The organism is Pandoraea apista (assembly GCF_001465595.2).
Lineage (GTDB): Bacteria > Pseudomonadota > Gammaproteobacteria > Burkholderiales > Burkholderiaceae > Pandoraea > Pandoraea apista.
Window position 1 is genome coordinate 4,570,690 of record NZ_CP013481.2, and the last position, 19,794, is coordinate 4,590,483.

General features: G+C 64.8%; 19 protein-coding genes. 7 read left to right on the forward strand and 12 right to left on the reverse strand.

Annotated features, from left to right (window positions below):
* Positions 1–58: 58 nt before the first annotated feature.
* The gene (recG, locus tag AT395_RS20605) at positions 59–2,377 is read right to left on the reverse strand and encodes an ATP-dependent DNA helicase RecG (RefSeq protein ID WP_058375245.1); all 2,319 of its coding nucleotides are present in this window, start codon (positions 2,375–2,377) and stop codon (positions 59–61) included.
* A gap of 102 nt (positions 2,378–2,479) precedes the next feature.
* On the opposite strand from recG, the gene queA reads away from it, so the two are divergent.
* From queA to AT395_RS20635, 6 genes are all read left to right on the forward strand, one after another.
* Positions 2,480–3,562 carry a tRNA preQ1(34) S-adenosylmethionine ribosyltransferase-isomerase QueA gene (gene queA / locus AT395_RS20610; protein ID WP_048628813.1) on the forward strand — a complete coding sequence of 361 codons (1,083 nt, stop codon included), beginning with the start codon at positions 2,480–2,482 and terminating at the stop codon, positions 3,560–3,562.
* 147 nt (positions 3,563–3,709) lie between these two features.
* Positions 3,710–4,840 carry a tRNA guanosine(34) transglycosylase Tgt gene (tgt, locus tag AT395_RS20615; protein WP_042114699.1) on the forward strand — a complete coding sequence of 377 codons (1,131 nt, stop codon included), beginning with the start codon at positions 3,710–3,712 and terminating at the stop codon, positions 4,838–4,840.
* Between the two features lie 225 nt (positions 4,841–5,065).
* Positions 5,066–5,332 carry a preprotein translocase subunit YajC gene (gene yajC / locus AT395_RS20620; protein ID WP_231586219.1) on the forward strand — a complete coding sequence of 89 codons (267 nt, stop codon included), beginning with the start codon at positions 5,066–5,068 and terminating at the stop codon, positions 5,330–5,332.
* Positions 5,333–5,467: 135 nt separating this feature from the next.
* The gene (gene secD, locus AT395_RS20625) at positions 5,468–7,360 is read left to right on the forward strand and encodes a protein translocase subunit SecD (protein ID WP_042114695.1); all 1,893 of its coding nucleotides are present in this window, start codon (positions 5,468–5,470) and stop codon (positions 7,358–7,360) included.
* Between the two features lie 24 nt (positions 7,361–7,384).
* The gene (secF, locus tag AT395_RS20630) at positions 7,385–8,362 is read left to right on the forward strand and encodes a protein translocase subunit SecF (protein WP_042114693.1); all 978 of its coding nucleotides are present in this window, start codon (positions 7,385–7,387) and stop codon (positions 8,360–8,362) included.
* A 206-nt stretch (positions 8,363–8,568) separates the two neighbouring features.
* A complete protein-coding gene (locus AT395_RS20635) occupies positions 8,569–9,255 on the forward strand; it encodes a cytochrome b/b6 domain-containing protein (RefSeq protein ID WP_048628811.1) in 687 nt (228 codons plus the stop codon).
* Between the two features lie 81 nt (positions 9,256–9,336).
* Here the strand turns inward: AT395_RS20635 and AT395_RS20640 are convergent, their stop codons facing one another.
* Together AT395_RS20640 and purB are read right to left on the reverse strand one after the other, a co-directional pair.
* Entirely contained in the window at positions 9,337–9,786 is a 450-nt protein-coding gene (locus AT395_RS20640) for a c-type cytochrome (RefSeq protein ID WP_042114690.1), read from the reverse strand.
* 190 nt (positions 9,787–9,976) lie between these two features.
* Positions 9,977–11,350, reverse strand: coding sequence for an adenylosuccinate lyase (gene purB, locus AT395_RS20645; RefSeq protein WP_042114688.1), 1,374 nt, complete (start codon positions 11,348–11,350; stop codon positions 9,977–9,979).
* Between the two features lie 164 nt (positions 11,351–11,514).
* Between purB and AT395_RS20650 the strand changes: the two genes are divergently transcribed.
* Entirely contained in the window at positions 11,515–12,126 is a 612-nt protein-coding gene (locus tag AT395_RS20650; RefSeq protein WP_048628810.1) for a glutathione S-transferase family protein, read from the forward strand.
* Between the two features lie 50 nt (positions 12,127–12,176).
* Here the strand turns inward: AT395_RS20650 and AT395_RS20655 are convergent, their stop codons facing one another.
* The 9 genes from AT395_RS20655 to AT395_RS20695 form a co-directional block, all read right to left on the reverse strand.
* The gene (locus tag AT395_RS20655; protein WP_053086357.1) at positions 12,177–13,148 is read right to left on the reverse strand and encodes a lytic transglycosylase domain-containing protein; all 972 of its coding nucleotides are present in this window, start codon (positions 13,146–13,148) and stop codon (positions 12,177–12,179) included.
* Positions 13,145–14,332, reverse strand: a complete 1,188-nt coding sequence (locus AT395_RS20660; RefSeq protein ID WP_082164755.1) for an EscU/YscU/HrcU family type III secretion system export apparatus switch protein — start codon at positions 14,330–14,332, stop codon at positions 13,145–13,147. Before AT395_RS20660 ends, AT395_RS20655 begins: the two co-directional genes overlap by 4 nt.
* A 7-nt stretch (positions 14,333–14,339) precedes the next feature.
* Positions 14,340–15,182 (reverse strand): type III secretion system export apparatus subunit SctT, encoded by an 843-nt coding sequence (gene sctT, locus AT395_RS20665; RefSeq protein ID WP_053086356.1) that lies wholly within the window; start codon positions 15,180–15,182, stop codon positions 14,340–14,342.
* Positions 15,183–15,187: 5 nt separating this feature from the next.
* On the reverse strand, positions 15,188–15,454 hold the full coding sequence (gene sctS / locus AT395_RS20670) for a type III secretion system export apparatus subunit SctS (RefSeq protein ID WP_042114686.1): 267 nt from the start codon (positions 15,452–15,454) through the stop codon (positions 15,188–15,190).
* Between the two features lie 18 nt (positions 15,455–15,472).
* Entirely contained in the window at positions 15,473–16,123 is a 651-nt protein-coding gene (sctR, locus tag AT395_RS20675) for a type III secretion system export apparatus subunit SctR (RefSeq protein ID WP_048628809.1), read from the reverse strand.
* A gap of 215 nt (positions 16,124–16,338) precedes the next feature.
* Positions 16,339–17,415: a hypothetical protein gene (locus tag AT395_RS20680; protein ID WP_048628808.1), complete on the reverse strand. Its 1,077-nt coding sequence runs from the start codon at positions 17,413–17,415 to the stop codon at positions 16,339–16,341.
* A gap of 70 nt (positions 17,416–17,485) precedes the next feature.
* A complete protein-coding gene (locus AT395_RS20685) occupies positions 17,486–17,932 on the reverse strand; it encodes a hypothetical protein (RefSeq protein WP_042114682.1) in 447 nt (148 codons plus the stop codon).
* Positions 17,933–18,042: 110 nt separating this feature from the next.
* Positions 18,043–18,453: a hypothetical protein gene (locus AT395_RS20690; RefSeq protein WP_058375246.1), complete on the reverse strand. Its 411-nt coding sequence runs from the start codon at positions 18,451–18,453 to the stop codon at positions 18,043–18,045.
* Positions 18,429–19,793 carry a FliI/YscN family ATPase gene (locus AT395_RS20695; RefSeq protein WP_042114678.1) on the reverse strand — a complete coding sequence of 455 codons (1,365 nt, stop codon included), beginning with the start codon at positions 19,791–19,793 and terminating at the stop codon, positions 18,429–18,431. Before AT395_RS20695 ends, AT395_RS20690 begins: the two co-directional genes overlap by 25 nt.
* Position 19,794 lies beyond the last annotated feature (1 nt).

A 19,794-nucleotide genomic window follows, 5' to 3' on the forward strand; every position in this document is an offset into this window, starting at 1 on the left:
CCGATGCCGGGCATCGCGTCTTCCCCCGCCCCCGCCTCACCACACCCATCAAACCTCATCACGCCTTGAGATAGTCTTCCCGCGCCCCGAGCCAGCGCTCCAGATGCGCCGCCACGGCACCAGGATGAGACTTCAGCAGCGCATCGGCCGCCTCCTGCGCGCCCGGGATCAACCACGCGTCCTCGTTCAGATCGACGAAACGCAGCATGGCCGCGCCCGACTGACGCGCCCCGAGAAACTCGCCCGGCCCGCGGATTTCCAGATCGCGCCGGGCAATGACAAAGCCGTCGGTCGTCTCGCGCATCGTTTGCAGGCGCGCCTTCGCGCCCATCGATAACGGCGACGCATACATCAACAGGCAGACGGACTCCGCCGAGCCCCGCCCGACCCGCCCTCTTAACTGATGCAATTGCGCGAGCCCGAAGCGCTCGGCGTGTTCGATCACCATCAGCGAGGCGTTAGGGACATCCACGCCCACTTCGATGACCGTGGTTGCCACCAGCAGATGCGTGTCGCCACGCGTGAAGTCGTCCATCACCGCGGCCTTCTCCGCCGGGGACAATCGCCCATGGACGAGCCCCACACGCAGTTCGGGCAGCGCCGCCACCAATTGGGCGTGCGTGTCGACGGCCGTCTGCAATTGCAGCGCCTCGCTTTCCTCGATCAGCGGACAAACCCAATACACCTGACGCCCGGCCAGCGCCGCCGCGCGAACGCGGTCGATCACTTCGGGGCGGCGCGAGTCGCTGATCAGTTTCGTAACGACCGGGCTGCGGCCCGGGGGCAACTCGTCGATCACAGAGACATCGAGGTCGGCGTAGTAGGTCATGGCGAGCGTGCGCGGAATGGGCGTGGCGCTCATCATCAACTGATGCGGCATGGCGTTCGGGCCTACGCCGGCCGTCTGCATCTTGCTGCGCAAGGCCAGACGTTGCGCCACCCCGAAGCGGTGTTGTTCGTCGACGACCGCCATGCCCAGACGCGCGAATGTGACCGTGTCCTGAATGATGGCGTGCGTGCCAATGACGAGTTGTGCCTCGCCGCTCGCCACGCGCGCCAGCGCCTCGCGTTTCTCTTTCGCCTTCATGCTGCCGGCCAGCCACGCGACCTCCACGCCCAGCGGCGTGAGCCACGCCGAGAGCTTGCGCAGATGCTGTTCCGCAAGAATCTCGGTCGGTGCCATGATGGCCGCCTGAAAACCGGCGTCGATGGCCTGCGCCGCCGCCAGCGCTGCAATGATCGTCTTGCCGCTGCCCACGTCGCCCTGTAAGAGACGCTGCATCGGATGCGGTTCCGCTAGGTCGGCCTGAATCTCGGCCCACACCCGTTGCTGTGCGCCGGTCAGCCGGAACGGCAGTGCGGCTTCGAAGCGCGCGAGCAGACCACCCGGCACAGGCTTGCCGAAGGACGGCGCCGCCAGACGCCGGCGCGCCGCCTGCGCCCGCTTGAGCGAGAGTTGCTGCGCGAGCAGTTCCTCGCACTTGATCCGTAGCCATGCCGGATGCGAACGCTCGATGAGTGCCGTCTCCGACACATCAGGCGGCGGCGCATGCAGCAAACGCACCGCATCGGCCAACGCCGGAAGCGGATGATCGGGACCGATGGCGTGCTGAAGCAGTCCGGGTGGCAATAACTCCGGCAGCGGCGTGCGCTCCATGGCGTTGTGAATCGCTTTGCGCAGGTAGGCTTGCGACAGCCCGGCCGCGCTCGGATACACCGGCGTGAGGGATTCCGGCAGCGGCGCCGCCGCATCTTGCACCACGCGATACGCCGGGTGCACCATCTCCAGTCCGAAAAAGCCGCCGCGCACTTCGCCCCGCACGCGCACGCGGGTGCCAATGGCGAGTTGCTTTTGCTGACTACCGTAAAAATTCAGAAACCGCAGTACGAGTTCGTCGCCTTCGTCCGCAATGCGTACCACCCACTGACGACGCGGCCGATACGCCACTTCGCTCGACGTCACCACGCCTTCGACCTGCGCCAGTTCGCTGGGCAGCACTTCGCCGATCTTGCGCAACGTGGTTTCGTCCTCGTAGCGCATCGGCAGATGCAGGATCAGATCGATGTCGCGCTTCAGCCCAAGCTTGGCGAGCTTGTCGGCCGTGCCGGAACCGGCCGTCTTGCGCGCGGCGGGCTTTGCGGGCTTGGCCTCTTTTGACGATTTCGCTGACTTGGAAGCTGCCGGGATCTTTTCCGATCTGGCTGACGTTGACGCCTCGGCGCCGGTCTGCGTGTCGACCTGAGCGGACGTGCGCCGCGCGCGTTTCGCAGCGGGGCGTGGCGAGGCGTCTGCCTGCGTGCCTGCGGCATCGGCAAGATCCACGAGGTCGGCAGGGGCGTCGTCAGGCGCGGTGGCGGGCATTCTGCGTTCGGTCATGCAGTCGCGAGTCGGGGGCGTTCGCCCGTGCGGCGCACACCGTGCCGGCAGGCCTTCGGACGAACCAAGTAAAATGTCGGTTGCTACGCATTGTAAACGCTGATGTATACCCTTTCCGATTTCGATTTCGACCTGCCGCCCGAACTGATCGCGCAGACCGCCCTCGCCGAGCGCACCGCCAGCCGCTTGCTGGAGGTCGACGGCAGTGTCACGCCGCCCCATCTGTACGACCGGCACTTCGCCGATCTGCCCGGCCTGCTCGCGCCCGGCGACCTGCTCGTGTTCAACGACACCCGCGTCATCAAGGCCCGCCTGTTCGGCCAGAAGGCCAGCGGAGGCAAGATTGAAGTGCTCGTCGAGCGCGTGATCGACAACCGTACCGCCCTCGCCCAGATCCGGGCGAGCAAGAGCCCCGCGCCCGGCACCGTGCTGCGTCTGGCCGATGCTTTCGACGTGACGGTCGGCGAGCGCGTCGAGCCGTTCTACACGCTGCACTTTCCGGAAGACTGCTATACGTTGCTCGAGACCTACGGCCGCCTGCCGCTGCCGCCGTATATCGAACACGATGCCGATGCCGCCGACGAAACCCGCTACCAGACCGTCTACGCCCGCAATCCGGGTGCGGTGGCTGCGCCCACGGCGGGGCTGCACTTCGACAACGCCCTCTTTGCCCGCCTCGACGCGCTCGGCGTGCAACGCGCCGCGCTCACGTTGCATGTTGGCGCGGGCACGTTCCAGCCGGTGCGGGTGGAAAACATCGGCGAACACAAGATGCATTCGGAGTGGTACGAGATCACGCCGTCGCTGGTCGACGCCGTGGCTGCCACCCGGGCGCGCGGCGGGCGTGTGATTGCCGTGGGCACGACCTCGATGCGTGCGCTGGAGTCTGCGGCACAGGCTGCACTGGCCGCCGGCGGTGCGCCGGGCACCTTGCGCGCCGGGAGCGCCGAGACGGACATCTTCATCACGCCGGGCTACCGTTTCCAACTGGTCGATCGCCTCGTCACCAACTTCCATCTGCCCAAATCGACGCTGCTCATGCTGGTCTCCGCCTTTTCTGGCGTCGAGACGATCCGCGCGGCCTACCGCCACGCCATTGAGCAGCGCTACCGCTTCTTCAGCTATGGCGACGCCATGATCCTCTCGCGCGAAGAACTGCGCGACACCCCGAGGGCGGCTGCCTGAATCCGTGCGGCCGTCAGATCCACGATCGGCGGCCGCTCGACCCGGTACAATAGCGCTCTGGCCGCGCATGGGGCGCCGGCCGCTCTTTTTTTGACGTCCCGCGCGGGCGCCGGCTTGTGTTGCCGGTGGTGCCGGGGCGCACGACACATGCTCAAGTTCGAACTCATCACCACCGACGGGCAAGCCCGCCGGGGGCGCGTCACGCTCAACCACGGCGTGGTCGAGACGCCCATCTTCATGCCGGTCGGCACCTACGGCTCGGTCAAGGCGATGTCGCCGGCCGAACTCGTCGAAAACAACGCCCAGATCATCCTCGGCAATACCTTCCACCTGTGGCTGCGCCCGGGGCTGGAGACGATCGCCGCGCACGGCGGCCTGCACCGCTTCATGGGCTGGGACCGCCCGATTCTTACGGATTCCGGGGGCTTTCAGGTGTTCAGCCTGGGCGAACTGCGCAAAATCAGCGAAGACGGCGTGAAATTTGCCTCGCCGGTGAACGGCGACCGCCTCTTCCTCTCGCCGGAAATCTCGATGCAGATCCAGCGCGTGCTCAATTCGGACATCGTCATGCAGTTCGACGAATGCACGCCGTACGAGATCGACGGCCGCCCGGCCACCGAAGTCGAGGCAGGCCAGTCCATGCGCATGTCGCTGCGCTGGGCCAAACGCTCCATCGATGAATTCAACCGCCTGGAGAACCCGAATGCGCTGTTCGGGATCGTGCAGGGCGGCATGTACGAACATTTGCGTGACGAATCGCTCGCCGGGCTGTCCGAGCTGGACTTCCACGGGTACGCGATTGGCGGGCTGTCGGTCGGCGAGCCGAAGGAAGACATGATGCGCGTGCTCGAGCACGTGGCGCCGCGTCTGCCGGCGAACAAGCCGCATTACCTGATGGGGGTAGGCACGCCGGAAGATCTCGTGGCCGGCGTGGCGGCGGGCGTAGACATGTTCGACTGCGTGATGCCTACGCGTAACGCCCGTAACGGCTGGCTCTTCACGCGATTTGGCGACCTGAAGATCCGTAACGCCTCGCACAAGAGCGACACGCGCCCGCTGGACGAAACTTGCGGCTGTTACACCTGTCGAAACTTCTCGCGCGCCTATCTGCACCACTTGCAGCGAGCCGGGGAGATTCTGGGCGCGCGGCTCAACACCATCCACAACCTGCATTACTATCTCACGCTGATGCAGGAAATCCGGGATGCCATTGAAGCCCACCGTTTCGACGCATTCGTCACCCAGTTCCGGGCCGATCGCGCGCGCGGCGTGCAGTAATGGCCGGGGCCTCGGGGCGGGCACCGAATCCCCGGGGGAACGGGGTCGGGCAGTGGTAAAATGCCGGGCTTGGATCCTGCATCCTCGCACCGAAACACATGCCGCGCGTGTCCGGAGACCCGGCCACACGCGGCTTTTACACGTCTTACATAAGGAGAACCGAACGTGCTGATTTCCGAAGCTTTCGCTCAGACGGCAGGCGCCGCCAGTCCGACCAGCAACCTGATGAGCTTCTTGCCGCTCGTGCTGATGTTCGTGGTGTTGTACTTCATCATGATTCGTCCGCAAATGAAGCGCCAGAAGGAAACGCGCAATATGCTGGCCGCGCTCGCCAAGGGCGACGAAGTCGTGACCTCGGGCGGCCTCGCCGGTCGTATCTCGAAGGTCGGCGAGACCTTCGTGACCGTGGAGATCGCCGAGAACGTCGAGATCAACGTGCAAAAGGGCGCCATTACCACCCTGCTGCCGAAGGGCACCCTCAAGGCGCTCTGATCCTTCGCGCAACCGCTCGCGGCCGCCACTACTGGCGGCCGCAGTGCATGGTAACGCCGGTCGTGGCGACCCGCGTTGCCATGCCGGCCGGTCCGAAGCACGGTTTGCCACGAGGCATCACCCTAGCCCGCTGCTATGAATCGCTATCCTCTCTGGAAATACATCGTCATTCTGGTGGCACTTGCCATCGGGGTGCTCTACACACTGCCGAACCTGTTCGGTGAAACGCCGGCGGTACAGATTTCCAGCGTCAAGGCGACCGTGAAGGTCGATCCCTCGACGCTTTCGCGTGCCGAAGACGCGCTCAAGGCACAGAACATCGCCTATAACGGCGCCGTGTTCGACAATACGGGCAACAACCCGAGCGTGCGCATTCGCTTCTCCGACACCGACACGCAGCTTCGCGCCAAGGATCTTCTCCAGGCGTCGCTCAATACCGACGCGACCGATCCAACCTACGTCGTCGCGCTCAATCTGCTTTCGGCGTCGCCGGAGTGGCTCTCCCGAATCCACGCGCTGCCGATGTACCTCGGCCTCGATTTGCGCGGCGGGGTCCACTTCCTGCTGCAAGTCGACATGGCCGGCGCTATCACGAAGCGTCTGGATGCCGCCGCTGCCGACGCCCGCACACTGCTGCGCGACAAGAACATCCGCCACAACGGGGTGACACGCACGGACACCGGCATCGAAGCTGCCTTCAGCAGCCAGGACGACGCAGACCGTGCCCGCGCAGCCCTCACCGACGGCCTGCCCGACCTCTCCTACACCACGCAAGCCGGCCCGAACGGCACGTTCAAGGTGGTGGGTGCGTTCACGGAAGCGGCACGCCGCGCCGTGCAGGACAACGCCGTCAAGCAGAATATCGTCACGCTGCATAACCGGGTGAACGAACTCGGCGTGGCCGAACCGGTGATTCAGCAGGAAGGTCCGGACCGTATCGTCGTGCAGTTGCCGGGCGTGCAAGACACTGCCAAGGCGAAGGACATCATCGGCCGCACCGCAACGCTCGAAGCACGTCTGGCCGATCCCGATGCACCGCGTCTGGTGTCCGCCGACACGCCGGTGCCGCCGCAGGACGAACTGTTCCTGCACGGCAATGGCGCACCGGTGTTGCTCAAGCGTCAGGTGATTTTCAGCGGCGACCGCATTACGAGCGCGTCGGCCGGTTTCGACGATCACCAGCAGCCCTCGGTGAACATCAAGCTCGACGCCGCAGGCGGCCGCGTGTTGCGTGACGTCTCGCGCGACAACATCGGCAAGCCGATGGCCATCGTGCTGTTCGAGAAGGGCAAGGGCGAAGTGCTGACGGTGGCGAACATCCGCAGCGAACTGGGCCAGAGCTTCCAGATCACCGGCATGGGCTCGGCGCAGGGCGCCAACGATCTGGCGCTGCTGCTGCGCGCCGGTTCGCTGGCGGCCCCGATGGAGATCATCGAAGAACGTACGATCGGCCCGAGCCTCGGTGCCGATAACGTGCAAAAGGGTGTGAACTCGGTGCTGTACGGCCTGATCGCCATTGCCGTGTTCATGATGATGTACTACATGCTGTTCGGCGTGTTCTCGGTCATCGCCCTGCTGTTCAACCTGCTGCTGCTCGTGGCCGTGCTCTCGATGATGCAGGCCACGCTCACGCTGCCCGGTATTGCCGCTATCGCGCTCACGCTCGGTATGGCCATCGACGCCAACGTGCTGATCAACGAACGTATCCGCGAGGAGTTGCGCGCGGGCGCCTCGGCCCAGAAAGCAATTTCGCTGGGCTTCGAGCACGCGTGGGCAACGATCGTGGACTCGAACGTGACCACGCTCATCGCCGGTCTGGCGTTGCTGGCGTTCGGTTCGGGCCCGGTGCGCGCATTCGCTGTGGTGCACTGCCTGGGTATCCTGACATCGATGTTCTCGGCCGTGTTCTTCTCGCGCGGTCTGGTCAACCTGTGGTACGGCAGCCGTCGCAAGCTCAAGACGCTGGCGATCGGTCAGGTCTGGCGCCCGGACGGTGCGACGAACGCACCCGACGCAGGCGAGCAATAACCGCAGGCGCGAGAGGAAACAGTCATGGAATTTTTCCGCATCAAGAAAGACGTGCCGTTCATGCGGCATGCCCTGATCTTCAACGTTATTTCGGCGCTCACGTTTGTGGCGGCGGTGTTCTTCCTGCTCACGCGGGGCCTGCACCTGTCGATCGAGTTCACCGGCGGTACGGTCATGGAAGTGGCCTATTCGCAGGCGGCCGATCTCGAGAAGATCCGGGGCGAAGTCGGCAAGCTCGGCTATCGCGACGTGCAGGTGCAAAGCTTCGGCACCTCGCGCGACGTGATGATCCGCCTGCCGATTCAGACCGCTTCCGACGGCAAGCAAGTCACCAGCGCGCAGCAGAGCGACGCCGTGATGACCGCCCTGAAAGCCGACGCCCCCGACGTGCAGTTGCGTCGCGTGGAATTCGTCGGTCCGCAGATCGGCCACGAGTTGTTCACGGACGGTCTGCTGGCGCTGACCTTCGTGGTCGTCGGCATCATCATTTATCTGTCGTTCCGCTTCGAATGGAAATTCGCGGTGGCCGGCGTGATCGCCAACCTGCACGACGTGGTGATCATTCTCGGCTTCTTCGCGTACTTCCAGTGGGAGTTCTCGCTGGCGGTGCTGGCGGGGGTGCTGGCGGTGCTGGGCTACTCGGTGAACGAATCGGTCGTTATCTTCGACCGGATTCGCGAGACCTTCCGCAAGATGCGCAAGGCGACCGTGCAAGAAGTCATCGATCACGCGATTACGACCACCATGTCGCGTACTATCATCACGCACGCGAGTACGGAAATGATGGTGCTGTCGATGTTCTTCTTCGGTGGCCAGACGCTGCATTACTTCGCGCTCGCCCTGACCGTGGGTATTCTGTTCGGTATCTACTCGTCGGTGTTCGTGGCCGCCGCGCTTGCGATGTGGCTCGGCGTGAAGCGTGAAGACCTCATCAAGCACAGCAACAAGGACGAAGAAGAAGGCATCGATCGCAACGATCCGAACTTCGGCGCACGGGTCTGACCGGCTCGCTGCACGTCGTCTGAGAAACCGCCGGTACGTTATACGTCCGGCGGTTTTTTTTCGCCCGCCGGCTCCCACGGTTCTTTCAAAGCGCAGTCACCGTCATGGGGCGCGCTGCGTTCGGTGCGACGCCTCCGCTCGAACGTGCAGGCACGCCGGGCTTACGGTAATCTCGCGAGATTCGCCATTTACGAAACGTCACGCCAATGAAGCCGATCCGCGTCTGGGACCTGCCCACTCGTCTGTTCCACTGGTCATTCGTCGTGCTCGCGGTCGCCGCCTATGTCACCGCCAAGACCGGCGGCAATGCCATGGTCTATCACTTCTGGTGCGGCTATGCGGTGCTCGCGCTGCTGCTCTTCCGGCTGGTGTGGGGCGTCGCCGGGCCGCGCTACGCGCGTTTCAGCGCATTCGTCACGGGTCCTCGGGCGTTCCTCCGGTCGTTACGCAACGCGCCGGACACCGATACCCGCTTCGCGGGTCATACCCCTCTGGGAGGTCTGTCGGTGATCGCGATGCTGCTGTGCTTCGGCATTCAGGTCGTACTCGGCCTGTTCTCGAACGACGACATCTTCAACGACGGCCCCCTCGTCAAATTCATCGACAAGGATACGAGCGATATGCTCACCGGCTGGCATTTGCGCAACCAATGGGTATTGGTGGCGCTGGTGGCGTTGCATGTGCTTGCGATCCTCTACTACCGCATTGCGCGCAAGAAGGACCTGATCAAGCCGATGATCGTGGGCGACAAGCGGCTGCCCGCCCCCGCGCATCCGGCACGCGACGACTGGCGGGTACGAGCGGGTGCGCTGGTGCTGATCGTGCTGGCGTCGGCGCTGGTGTACCGGATCGTGCACCTGACACCGGCCGTCGCGTCGCTGCCGTCTTATTGACGAGGCAACGGCATTGGGGGCGTCGCCCATAAAAAAAACCGGTCGCTGAACCCGACCGGCTTTTTTGCGCGCAGACGACGCTTACTTCGCGCGGAAGTTATCGTGGCAGCTCTTGCACGTTTGCGCAGCTTCGCCGAACGCCGTCTTGATTGACGCAAGATCGCCGCCCTTGGCCACGGTGTTGAGCTTTGCCACCGCCGTTTCCATCTTCTCGGCGGCTTGCTGGAACTTTGCCTTGTCGGAGAAGACTTCCGGCTTGGCCTTGCTCTTGGCGGTAGTCTGGCCGCCTTCGAACGCCGGCCACGGCAGCTTCGACAGCGTGGCGACGAGTTCGGCGTTCTTCGCCACGTCGTCCTTGTTGAATGGGGCGTCGCCCTTCACGACGGCGCCGATACGGCCAAAGTGATTGCCGAGCAGGAAGAGCGCCGACTGACGATACTCAACAGCATCGTCGGGCTTGGCGAACTGCGCTTGGGCAAGGGCCGGGACCATGGCGGCGGCAAGGGCTGCAACGGCGAAAGTGAGCTTCATCTGTGGGGGTTCTCCTTATGGGTTATGCGGCTATGATACACAGCGTTCCCACGTTATGTATGACATCGCCGACCGTCCGGGTCTTGGTCGCCGGCCCGGTATTCCCGCGTTGAACGGTTGGCGGCCGGCGTTCGGCGCTCAATGCGAAACGGGCCGCAGAAGCGGCCCGTTTCGTTGATGCTGAGGCAGTTTAGACGCGCTTCGCGAGCGACTCGGCGATACCGATGTAGTTCGCCGGCGTCATTTCCAGCAGGCGAGCCTTCGCGTCGGCAGGAATATCCAGCTTCTCGATAAAGGCTTGCAGCGCTTCGCGCGTGATGCCCTTGCCACGCGTGAGTTCCTTGAGCTGCTCGTACGGGTTGGGAATGCCGAAGCGGCGCATCACTGTCTGCACCGGCTCGGCCAGCACTTCCCACGTGTTGTCGAGGTCTTCGTCCAGACGCTGCGGATTGACTTCGAGCTTGCCCAGACCGCGCAGGCACGAATCATAGGCGAGCAGACTGTAGCCGAACGCCACACCGATGTTACGCAGCACGGTCGAGTCGGTCAGGTCACGCTGCCAGCGCGAGACCGGCAGCTTGTCGGCCAGATGGCGCAGCACGGCGTTGGCCAGACCGAGGTTGCCTTCCGAGTTTTCGAAGTCGATCGGGTTGACCTTGTGCGGCATGGTCGACGAACCGATCTCGCCTGCCTTCGTCTTCTGCTTGAAATAGCCGACCGAGATGTAGCCCCAGATATCGCGGTTCAGATCGAGCAGGATCGTGTTGGCACGGGCCACGGCGTCGAACAGCTCGGCCATGTAGTCGTGCGGTTCGATCTGGATCGTGTACGGGTTGAACGTGAGGCCCAGGCGCTGTTCGATGACAGCCTTCGAGAAAGCTTCCCAGTCGTATTCCGGGTAAGCCGAGAGGTGGGCATTGTAGTTGCCCACGGCGCCGTTCATCTTGGCGAGCAGTTCGACGCGGCGCACCCGTTCGAGCGCACGCGCCAGACGCACGGCCACGTTGGCCAGTTCCTTGCCGAGCGTGGTCGGCGACGCCGGCTGACCGTGCGTGCGCGAGAGCATCGGCTGCGAGGCGTGTTCGCGCGCCAGTTCGCCGAGCTTGGTGACCAGCGATTCGAGCGCGGGCACGATCACCTTGTCGCGGGCGCCCTTGATCATCAGGCCGTGCGAAGTGTTGTTGATGTCTTCCGAAGTGCACGCGAAATGGATGAATTCGCTCGCCTTTTCAAGTTCGGCCTGACCCTGCACCTTTTCCTTGAGCCAGTACTCGACGGCCTTCACGTCGTGATTGGTAACTTTTTCGATGTCCTTGATGCGCTGCGCATCGGCGTTCGAGAAGTTCGTGGCCAGATTCAGGAGGAAAGTCTCCGCACCGGCCGAAAACGGGGCGATTTCAGCGAAACCGGCCTTGGACAGGGCGATCAGCCAATGGATTTCGACCGTCACGCGGTGACGCATGAATGCCGCTTCCGAGAGCCACGGACGCAGGGCGTCGGTCTTGCTGGCATAGCGGCCGTCGAGCGGGGAAAGCGCGGTCAATGGGGAGAATTCGTCGGACATGGCACTGGGCACCGAAAAAGAAAACCGGGGAGCCGGCGAGGCGCCAACTCGGAAAGGCCAGTATTTTACCATTCCCGGCCCCGATCCTCCCGACGCCCGCTGCGACCGGTCCGGACGACACGTTATACTCTCCCCCGCGCTAAAGCGATTTATCAAGGATCCACATGAAGTTGATCGGTGCCCTCGCCAGTCCCTACGTTCGCAAAGTCCGCATTGTGCTGGCTGAAAAGAAGCTCGATTACAAGCTCGAGCTGGAGAACGTATGGGCCGACGACACCCGCATCCAGCAGGCCAACCCGCTCGGCAAAGTGCCGTGCCTGGTGATGGAAGACGGCGAAGCCGTATTCGATTCGCGGGTGATCTGCGAATACCTCGACACACTCTCGCCGGTCGGCAAGCTCATTCCCCCGTCCGGACGTGAGCGCACCGAAGTGCGCTGCTGGGAAGCGCTCGCCGACGGGCTGACGGAGGCCGCCGTGCAGATTCGCGTCGAGACAATGTTCCACGACGAAGCGTCGCGCTCGTCTGTCTTCATCGCTCGGCAACTCGGCAAGATCGAAGGAGGACTGCGAGCCATGGAGCAAGGGCTCAACGAACGCCAGTGGTGCGCGAGCAATCGCCTCACGCTGGCTGACGTGGCCGTTACCTGCGCCCTTGGCTATCTCGACTTCCGTTATCCCGAAATGAACTGGCGCGAGGCGCACCCGAACCTTGCCAAGCACTTCGAGCGCATGTCCGCCCGCCCCTCCGTCGCCGATACCGTTCCCTCGCTGTAATAGGGCTTCCCCCTTACCGCCGCCCCGCCAGCCGGGGCCGGGGTCGACGCTTATGGCATAAGCACCGCGGGCTGGTCACGCCCCCGGCCGCCTGACGCTTCGACCGACGGACTACGCGTGAGTAACGTTCCCAAGCCTCGCAGCAGCCGCCAGGTGCGGTTTGCGGTGGCATCGCCGATCCCTGCGGCTTGCGCCGGCGGGTCTGCTCGCGCCGTCTTCGGCACTGGCGCGACGCCCGGAGGCGTTGTCGCGATCTCTTTGATTCCCGGGCGAATCGCCGGTCTCCCCGGCGGCACCGGGCGCCGCGGCGGCTCGACCGTCTTCGGCACATTCGTGGTGCGAAGACGCGAGTACCCGTCCATCACCTTGCGAACATAAGACTGCGTCTCGGGAAACGGGGGGATCTGACGCCCGTACCGCAGCACGGCGCCCTCCCCTGCGTTGTAGGCGGCCAGCACCAGCGGCAGGTCGCCGTCGAAGCGCGAGAACAGCCAGCGGATGTAGGACGCTCCGGCACGTACATTTTCAGCGGGGTCTTCGAGACGTCGAACGCCGAAGCGCTCCCCTGTACGCGGCAGCACCTGCATCAACCCGATCGCGCCCCGCCCGGATACCGCCTGCGGATCGTATCCCGACTCAACGTCAATGATCGCGTGCAACAGTGCCGCGTCGACCGACGCCACTTCGGCGGCACGTTGCACCAGCGCGTCGAAGGGAAGTGCCTCCGGCGCCACTGCCGGGGCGGACACACGCGCCGCTCCGGGTTCGTCAGGCTTGCCGGGGAGGAGAGCGTCAGGGGGAACGCTGGCGTCTACGAGTGGCAGTTCCGGAATCGCTATGGCACGTGGTTCGGGCACCAGAAGCCGGGCATCGGTCACGCGCGGATGAAGCGGCAGCAGTCCACGGTTGGCCGCCATTGCAGGCAACGAAAGACTCAGCGTGGCCACCGTCAGGAAGATCAGGCGTGATGACCGGCTGCGGGGCGTCCCTCCGCCAGAGGCCGGGTTTTGAAGAACGTTCATGATCGCCTCCCCTCGTCGGCAAGTTTCGACGGGTCTCCGGTCCCGCGCTCGCCGGGGTTATCCACCAACGCCGGATCGACGTTTCGCTCGTCCTGCTCATCCGGCTCATCCGGCTCCTCCTGCTCCTCCCGCTCCACCTGCACCTCGTATGGCAAATCGAGCGCGAGCCGCAGAATGGCAGCAACGGCATCGAACAAATCCGTGGGAACCGGGGCATCGATCTCGACATCGTTCATCAAGCGGCGCGCAACGGGTACATGCTCGACCACCGGCACCCCTTCGCGCTCGGCGAGCCGCACGATCGTGCGTGCGCGCGCGTTGCGGCCCTTCTCGATCACGAGCGGCACTGGCGTTTCGCCCGGTACGTAGCGCAGGCAGACGGCAATGTGCGTCGGGTTTCGCACAACGGCCGTGGAGCGCTTCACATTGTTCGACAGGCTGCCGCTCTCGATCGTCTCGCGGTGGATATCGCGCCGCTTGTTCTTGATATCCCGATCGCCCTCGACCTCCTTCGACTCTCGCTTGATCTCGTCGTGCGACATGCGCAGTTGCTTGTGCAACTGGTACTTCTGATACGCGAGATCGAGCCCGCCAAACACCACGTAAGCAACGACCAGCACCGCCATCAGCCAGAACAGCAGCTTCGCGGTGAGCGCAATGCCGCAAGCGGGGCCGCATTGCGGCAGCGCCGCGAGCGAGGGCGTGTATTGCCGGATGAGGTAGAAGAACACCATGCCCAGCACGCCCACCTTGAGCAGCGACTTGCCGAACTCGAAGAGCGACTGCATCGAGAACAACTGCTTGGCCTTGGCGATCGGATCGACGCGCTCGTACTTGGGACGGATCGCCTCCGGCGCAACGATCGCGCCCACCTGTATCACCATCGTCAGCCACGTCGTCACGATCAACAGCAGCGCGAGCCCGCCGCCGAAACGCGCCAGAACCAGTAGCGAAGGCCCCGCCATGCCGCGCACGGCGTCGTCGACCGGATCGTTCAGTACGAGCAACATGCGCGACACGAGCGCCTCCATCGATTGGTACAGCACGGGGCCCTCGAACGTGAGCCATACGAGCACCACGCCGAGCTGTATGCACACGGCAAGGTCGGCGCTCTTCGCGACACGCCCTTTCGCGCGTTCGTCCTTGATCTTCTTGGGGGTCGGCGGCTGACTCTTCTCGCTCACGGGTGCCTCACGGTGCGGGCAGCGCCAGCGCGGTCCAGGCGCGGAACATATCGGGCAGGCGATACCAGCCCGCGAGCGGTACCGCGACCGCAAACGGCAGGCTCGCCACCGTCACCAGCAGCGCCATGGCGCTTTTCACCGGCATGGCGAGAAAGAACACGTTGAGCTGCTGCGCCGCGCGATTGATGAACCCCATCGACATGTCGACGAGCACCATCACGACCATCGCCGGCAGGGCAACGGCCACGCACATGACCTGCATGGCCTGCCAGAGCGTGAGCAGCCAAGCCACACTGTCGTCGTGCCATTGCCACGGCTGGCCGACCGGCAACGCCACATAGGAGTCGTACAGGGCGGTGAGCATGGCATGCGCGGCCGGGGTCACGAAGAACAACACGCAGAGCAGCTGCGTGAGGGCGACACCGAAGACCGACGACTGTGCGCCCATCAACGGATTGAGCACGCTCGCCATGGATGCGCCGCGCATCGTGTCGATCACATACCCTGTCATGTCGACAGCCCAGAACGGCAGCGCAGCGGCAAAGCCCAGCAGCCCCCCGATGAATAGCTCTTGCAGAATCAACATGCCCCACGCGCCCCAATGCGTCGGCATGTCGGGGCTCGCGTGCACCAGCGTCACGACCGGCAAGGCGAGCGCGAGCACCAGAGCGTTGCGCAGCATGCCGGCACCGAGCATGCCGACGGAGAGCACCGGCAGCAGCATCGCAACCCCTAACGGACGCAGCATGGCCACGCCCCACGCGATCAGCCAGCCATAGAGGTCGCCCCACAACGGCGAGAGCAAGGTGTCGACTGCGGGATCGATGCCCGGAACGAGGGAAGTCGCCATGCCGCTCACCCCATCCGGCTGATCTGGTCGAACGCGTTGCCCGCGTAATGGAGCAACACATGGCCCATCCACGCGTAGGTGGCGGCCAGGGTGACCGACACGGCGATGAGCTTGATGAGGAACTGCACGGTCTGATCCTGCACCTGCGTGAGCGCCTGCACAAGCGAGACGAGCACGCCGACCACCGATGCCACCACCACGGTCGGCAGCGACAAGAGCAACGTGAGCCACAACATTTCGCTCGTCAGATTGACAACGACGGCTTCACTCATTGCGCGCTCCGTGGGCTGTCATGCGTACGAGAGCATCAACTGGCGCACCAGTTGCTCCCATCCGTTCATCATCACGAAGATCAGCAGCTTGAACGGCAGCGCAATGGTCATGGGCGAGACCATCATCATCCCCATCGCAAGAAGAATGTTCGAAATCACCAGATCGATCACGACGAACGGCAGATACAGCAGCAGGCCGATCTTGAACGCCTCGGCCAGTTGACTCAGCGCGAAGGCCGGCATCAGAACGAGCAGGGAATCCGGCGCCAGCCGGTCGCGATGCGCCTCGGGCCAGGTTTCGCTCGCGATGTTCGCGAAGAAGTCGCGTTGTCTTGCGTCGGTATGACGCGTGAGAAACGCGCGGTACGGCGACAGGATGCTGGCGTCGACATCGGCCACGAAATGCTTGGACGACAGCGACACGGGACGCGTCTCGAGATTCGCCTCGATGTCGAATGCCACCGGGGCCATGATGAAGCAGGTGAGCACGAGCGATAACCCGTAAATTGCGATGTTGGGCGGGATCTGCTGCGTTCCCAGGGCATTGCGCAGCAGGGCGAACACGACGGCCAACTTCAGAAATGCAGTTCCCAGCACCACCAGCAACGGCATGATCGAGAGCAGCGACAGCAGCACGATGAGCTGCACCGGGTGGTCGAGCAAGGACATGCAAACTCCAATGTGCGTTGTTGACGGCCGAATGAGCGTGCGGGCAGGCGACCACACCGCATGGCAAAGCGGAACGAAGCAGGACGCATCGGCGGGAAGAGGTCACTGCGGATCACCACGGGGCTCCGACGGCGCACGACGGGCCACCGTGCGAACGAACGGCGATGCGCCTCGCGAATAGACCACCGCGCGTTGCGGTGAGCGCACGAGCGATGTTAGGTCGTGGCCGGAGGCTGGCCCATCGGGTCACGACCCGAAATATCGTTGGGCGGCGCGTCGCCAGCCGTTCCGTTGCAGGGGGGCGGCGCATCGCTTTCTGCGTCGATTTGCACCGCAAGCCGCCCGTCCCCGAAACGCAGCAAACGCCCGCCGGCCGACGCTGAGCGGTCGCATCGCAGCGTGATTCGTACGGCATGCAATGCGTGCGCCGCCGATCGATGGGACATTGCGGGCACCCCCGCGCGCCACGCCATCAGTAACGGAATGGGAAATAGCCTTTCGGCCACGACGGCATACCAGCGGACAGCGCCCATCTCCCCCCCCTGACGATCCGCGTCGCCGAACTGCACGACGTGGCGATCGGACGGACGCCCATCGCACATGGCGACTGCGAATTCGCCATCGACCAGCCAGTACTCGCCTCGCTCGATATCGGCCGCCACATCGAGCAGAACGGCGTCGCCCGCGTGCAGATCGTGGCCTTGCGTTGCGGGCAACGTGACCCATCCCGCTACCAGCGCGCACCGGCGCTCAGGCCAGCCCGCCGGGTCCAGCGGCGTATCGCCCGGCGTGGCGCGACGACAGCGTTCGCGCAGCCATGCGCTCGCCCCGTCGAGATACATCAACGCCAGTTGACGCCCGGCTCGCTGCAATACCATGCCGACGCGCCACGCCGTCTCGACGCGCGCTCGCAACAGAACTGTCGCGCTTGGCCACGAGGTCGCGTCGCCGGTGCCGGGCCACGCCTCCCGAAACGCATGCTCCGACGCACCGTCCCCCGGCATTTCCCCATCCGCCTCCTCACCCGCGCCCTGCGTTGCCAATGTGAGCGACGCCGCGTTGGCGTGCCAGGCCGGCGGCAGGTCGTCCCACGACGGCACAGGCAAGTCCGCCGCAAGCCAGTCGCACCACTGCTGTGCGTCGCACCAGAAGCGCGTCTGGCCGATCACGCCCTCGTCGACGCGTGCCGTCACGATCAGGCCATCGCCCCCTGCGCGAAGCCAGCCGACGCGCACTTGCGTATCGCCTTCGACGAAGTTCAGACTCCCCTCGCCCGTCAGCAAGTCGTCCAACGGACCCGGTGCAGTTGTCGGGGGGGATGTCGAGACAGATTCCGGCGCGGCTATTGGCTCGCGTTCCAACTCATGGCGCATAGCGCGCCTCGACTTCGACGGTGACAGCGAGCTTGAGACGCGATGTCAATCCACGAGAGAGCAGACCCCGATGCGCCAGCAAGCGCCGGTACATCGTGAGACGCACGCACAGCAGGGTCACCGTCACGCCCTGCCGCCCCCGACGCGCCTCGACGACCAACGAATCGAGCGCGCCCCCGTGCACGATGACCCGCAACGAACTGCCGCCATCCCAGTTCGCGTCCTGGCGGGCATGCCAGACACGCAGCCAACGCAGCACATCGGCGGGCCCCGTCACACGGGCCGCAGTTTCGGGTACCAGCGAAAATGCCGGCTCGCCGCCGTCTTCAAACCGCCTGCCCTGACGGGGCGACGTGTCACGCTGATGCGATGCCGACTTATCCGAAAGGCCGATGAAAGCGTCGGCCGACAGGGCACTTCGGTGAATGGTGGTCATCGTGAAGTCCTCGTGATGCGAAGGTTATGACCGCATGTCGTTTGACGTACGGGTCCAGCTTCTCGACGTTGCGCCCCGAAGGCACTTCACCCCCCGGTCTCGTCGCCGATTCATCTGCGGTAAAGCGCCAGCAACGCCTTGAGCTTCTCCTGCTTGCGGGCATTGGCTTGCAGACGTTCGCGCTGCTGTTGCAACGCGGCGTCGGCCTGTTTCACCTGTTCGAGCGCCGCGCCGTGGCGGGTTTTCGCTTCGCCCAGCGCCGCGCGCGCCGCTTCCACCGAGCGCGTCGCACCGTCCACCTCGCGTTGCGCGTAGACGCCACCGCGCGACAGGGCAGTCCGCCACGCTTGGCGCCGCGTTTCGCATGCTTCCTCACTCTCGGCGACGGCCTGCGCGGCATCACGCGCCGCAGCGGTCATGCGAACCAGCGACGCGCGCAGACCGGCTTCGCGGCGTTTTGCGAGCGCGGCCAGTGCGGCAACGGCTTCGTGAGCCTTCAGGTCACCAGATGATCGAGCCATGCACGGGTATCGTCGAAGGGCGCCACGTCATGCTGCGATTGACAGAGGAATGCGCGAATATCCGGGACGCGCGTGAGCGCGTCGTCCGTCTCCGGGTCGTTGCCCACCTGATACTCACCCACGCGAACCAGCAATTCGACTTCCGCCGCCAGCGCCATGGCACGCCTCACGCGCGCGGCCGCCTCGACATGCCTCGGATCGGCCACCTGCGACATCACCCGCGAGAGGCTCTTCGCAATGTCGATGGCCGGATAGTGATTCTCTTGCGCGAGGCGACGCGACAGCACAATGTGACCGTCGACAATCGAACGCACCTCGTCGGCGAGCGGCTCGTCGAGGTTGTCGCCCTCGACAAGCACGGTGTAGAACGCCGTAATACTGCCGTGCGCCGCGGTACCGGCGCGCTCCAGCAAGCGTGGCAGACGCGCATAGAAACTCGGCGGCAACCCGCTCGTCGCGCCAAGCGGCTCGCCCGCGGCCATGCCGATATCGCGCACCGCTCGCCCGAATCGCGTCAGGGAATCCATCAGCAGCAGCACGTCCTTGCCCTCATCGCGAAACGCCTCGGCAATCGCCGTCGCGGTGTAGGCCGCCTTCATGCGCTCAAGGGCGGGGCGATCCGACGTGGCCACCACACACACCGTGCGTGCGCGCGCCTCCGGCGTGAGTGCCAACTCGAGAAACTCGCGCACTTCCCTGCCGCGCTCACCGATCAGCGCAAGCACAATGACATCGGCCCCGGCGCCCTGACACATCATTGAGAGCAACGTACTCTTGCCGCCACCCGCCGCCGCAAAAATGCCGACCCGCTGGCCACGGCCGCAAGTGAGCATGCCGTCGATGGCACGAATGCCGATGGGCAGGCACCGGGACACAAGCGCTCGCGTCATGGCCGGCGGCGGCTCGGCATCCAGCGCCCGCCACGCCATGTCAGACGGCGGCGCGTCGTTGGGCGACACCGGCGGCATCAGGCGCCTTCCCAGGCCGTCCAGCACCTCACCGATCAGGTCATCCCCCACAGCCACGCGCGACGCGGTTCCCAACGCCTGCACCAGCGCGCCGTTGGCCACGCCTTTCGGCTCCGCATAGGGTGCCAGCCAGACATGCCGCCCCTCGACCGCGATCACCTCGGCGTCCAGCGCCGGCGACACCACGCGGCACTGCTCTCCCAATGCGGCCCCCGGCAGGCGGGCACGCATCGCATTCGGGGTGATCTTGTCGATCTGCCCAAAGCGCGCCTCGGGGCCCGATGCCCAGCGGCAGTCGTCGCAGGCTTTGCGCTGTGCGTCGAGCGTACGGCGCAATCCTTGGGCAATGCGGGCGGCGTCGGGGCGGCGCATC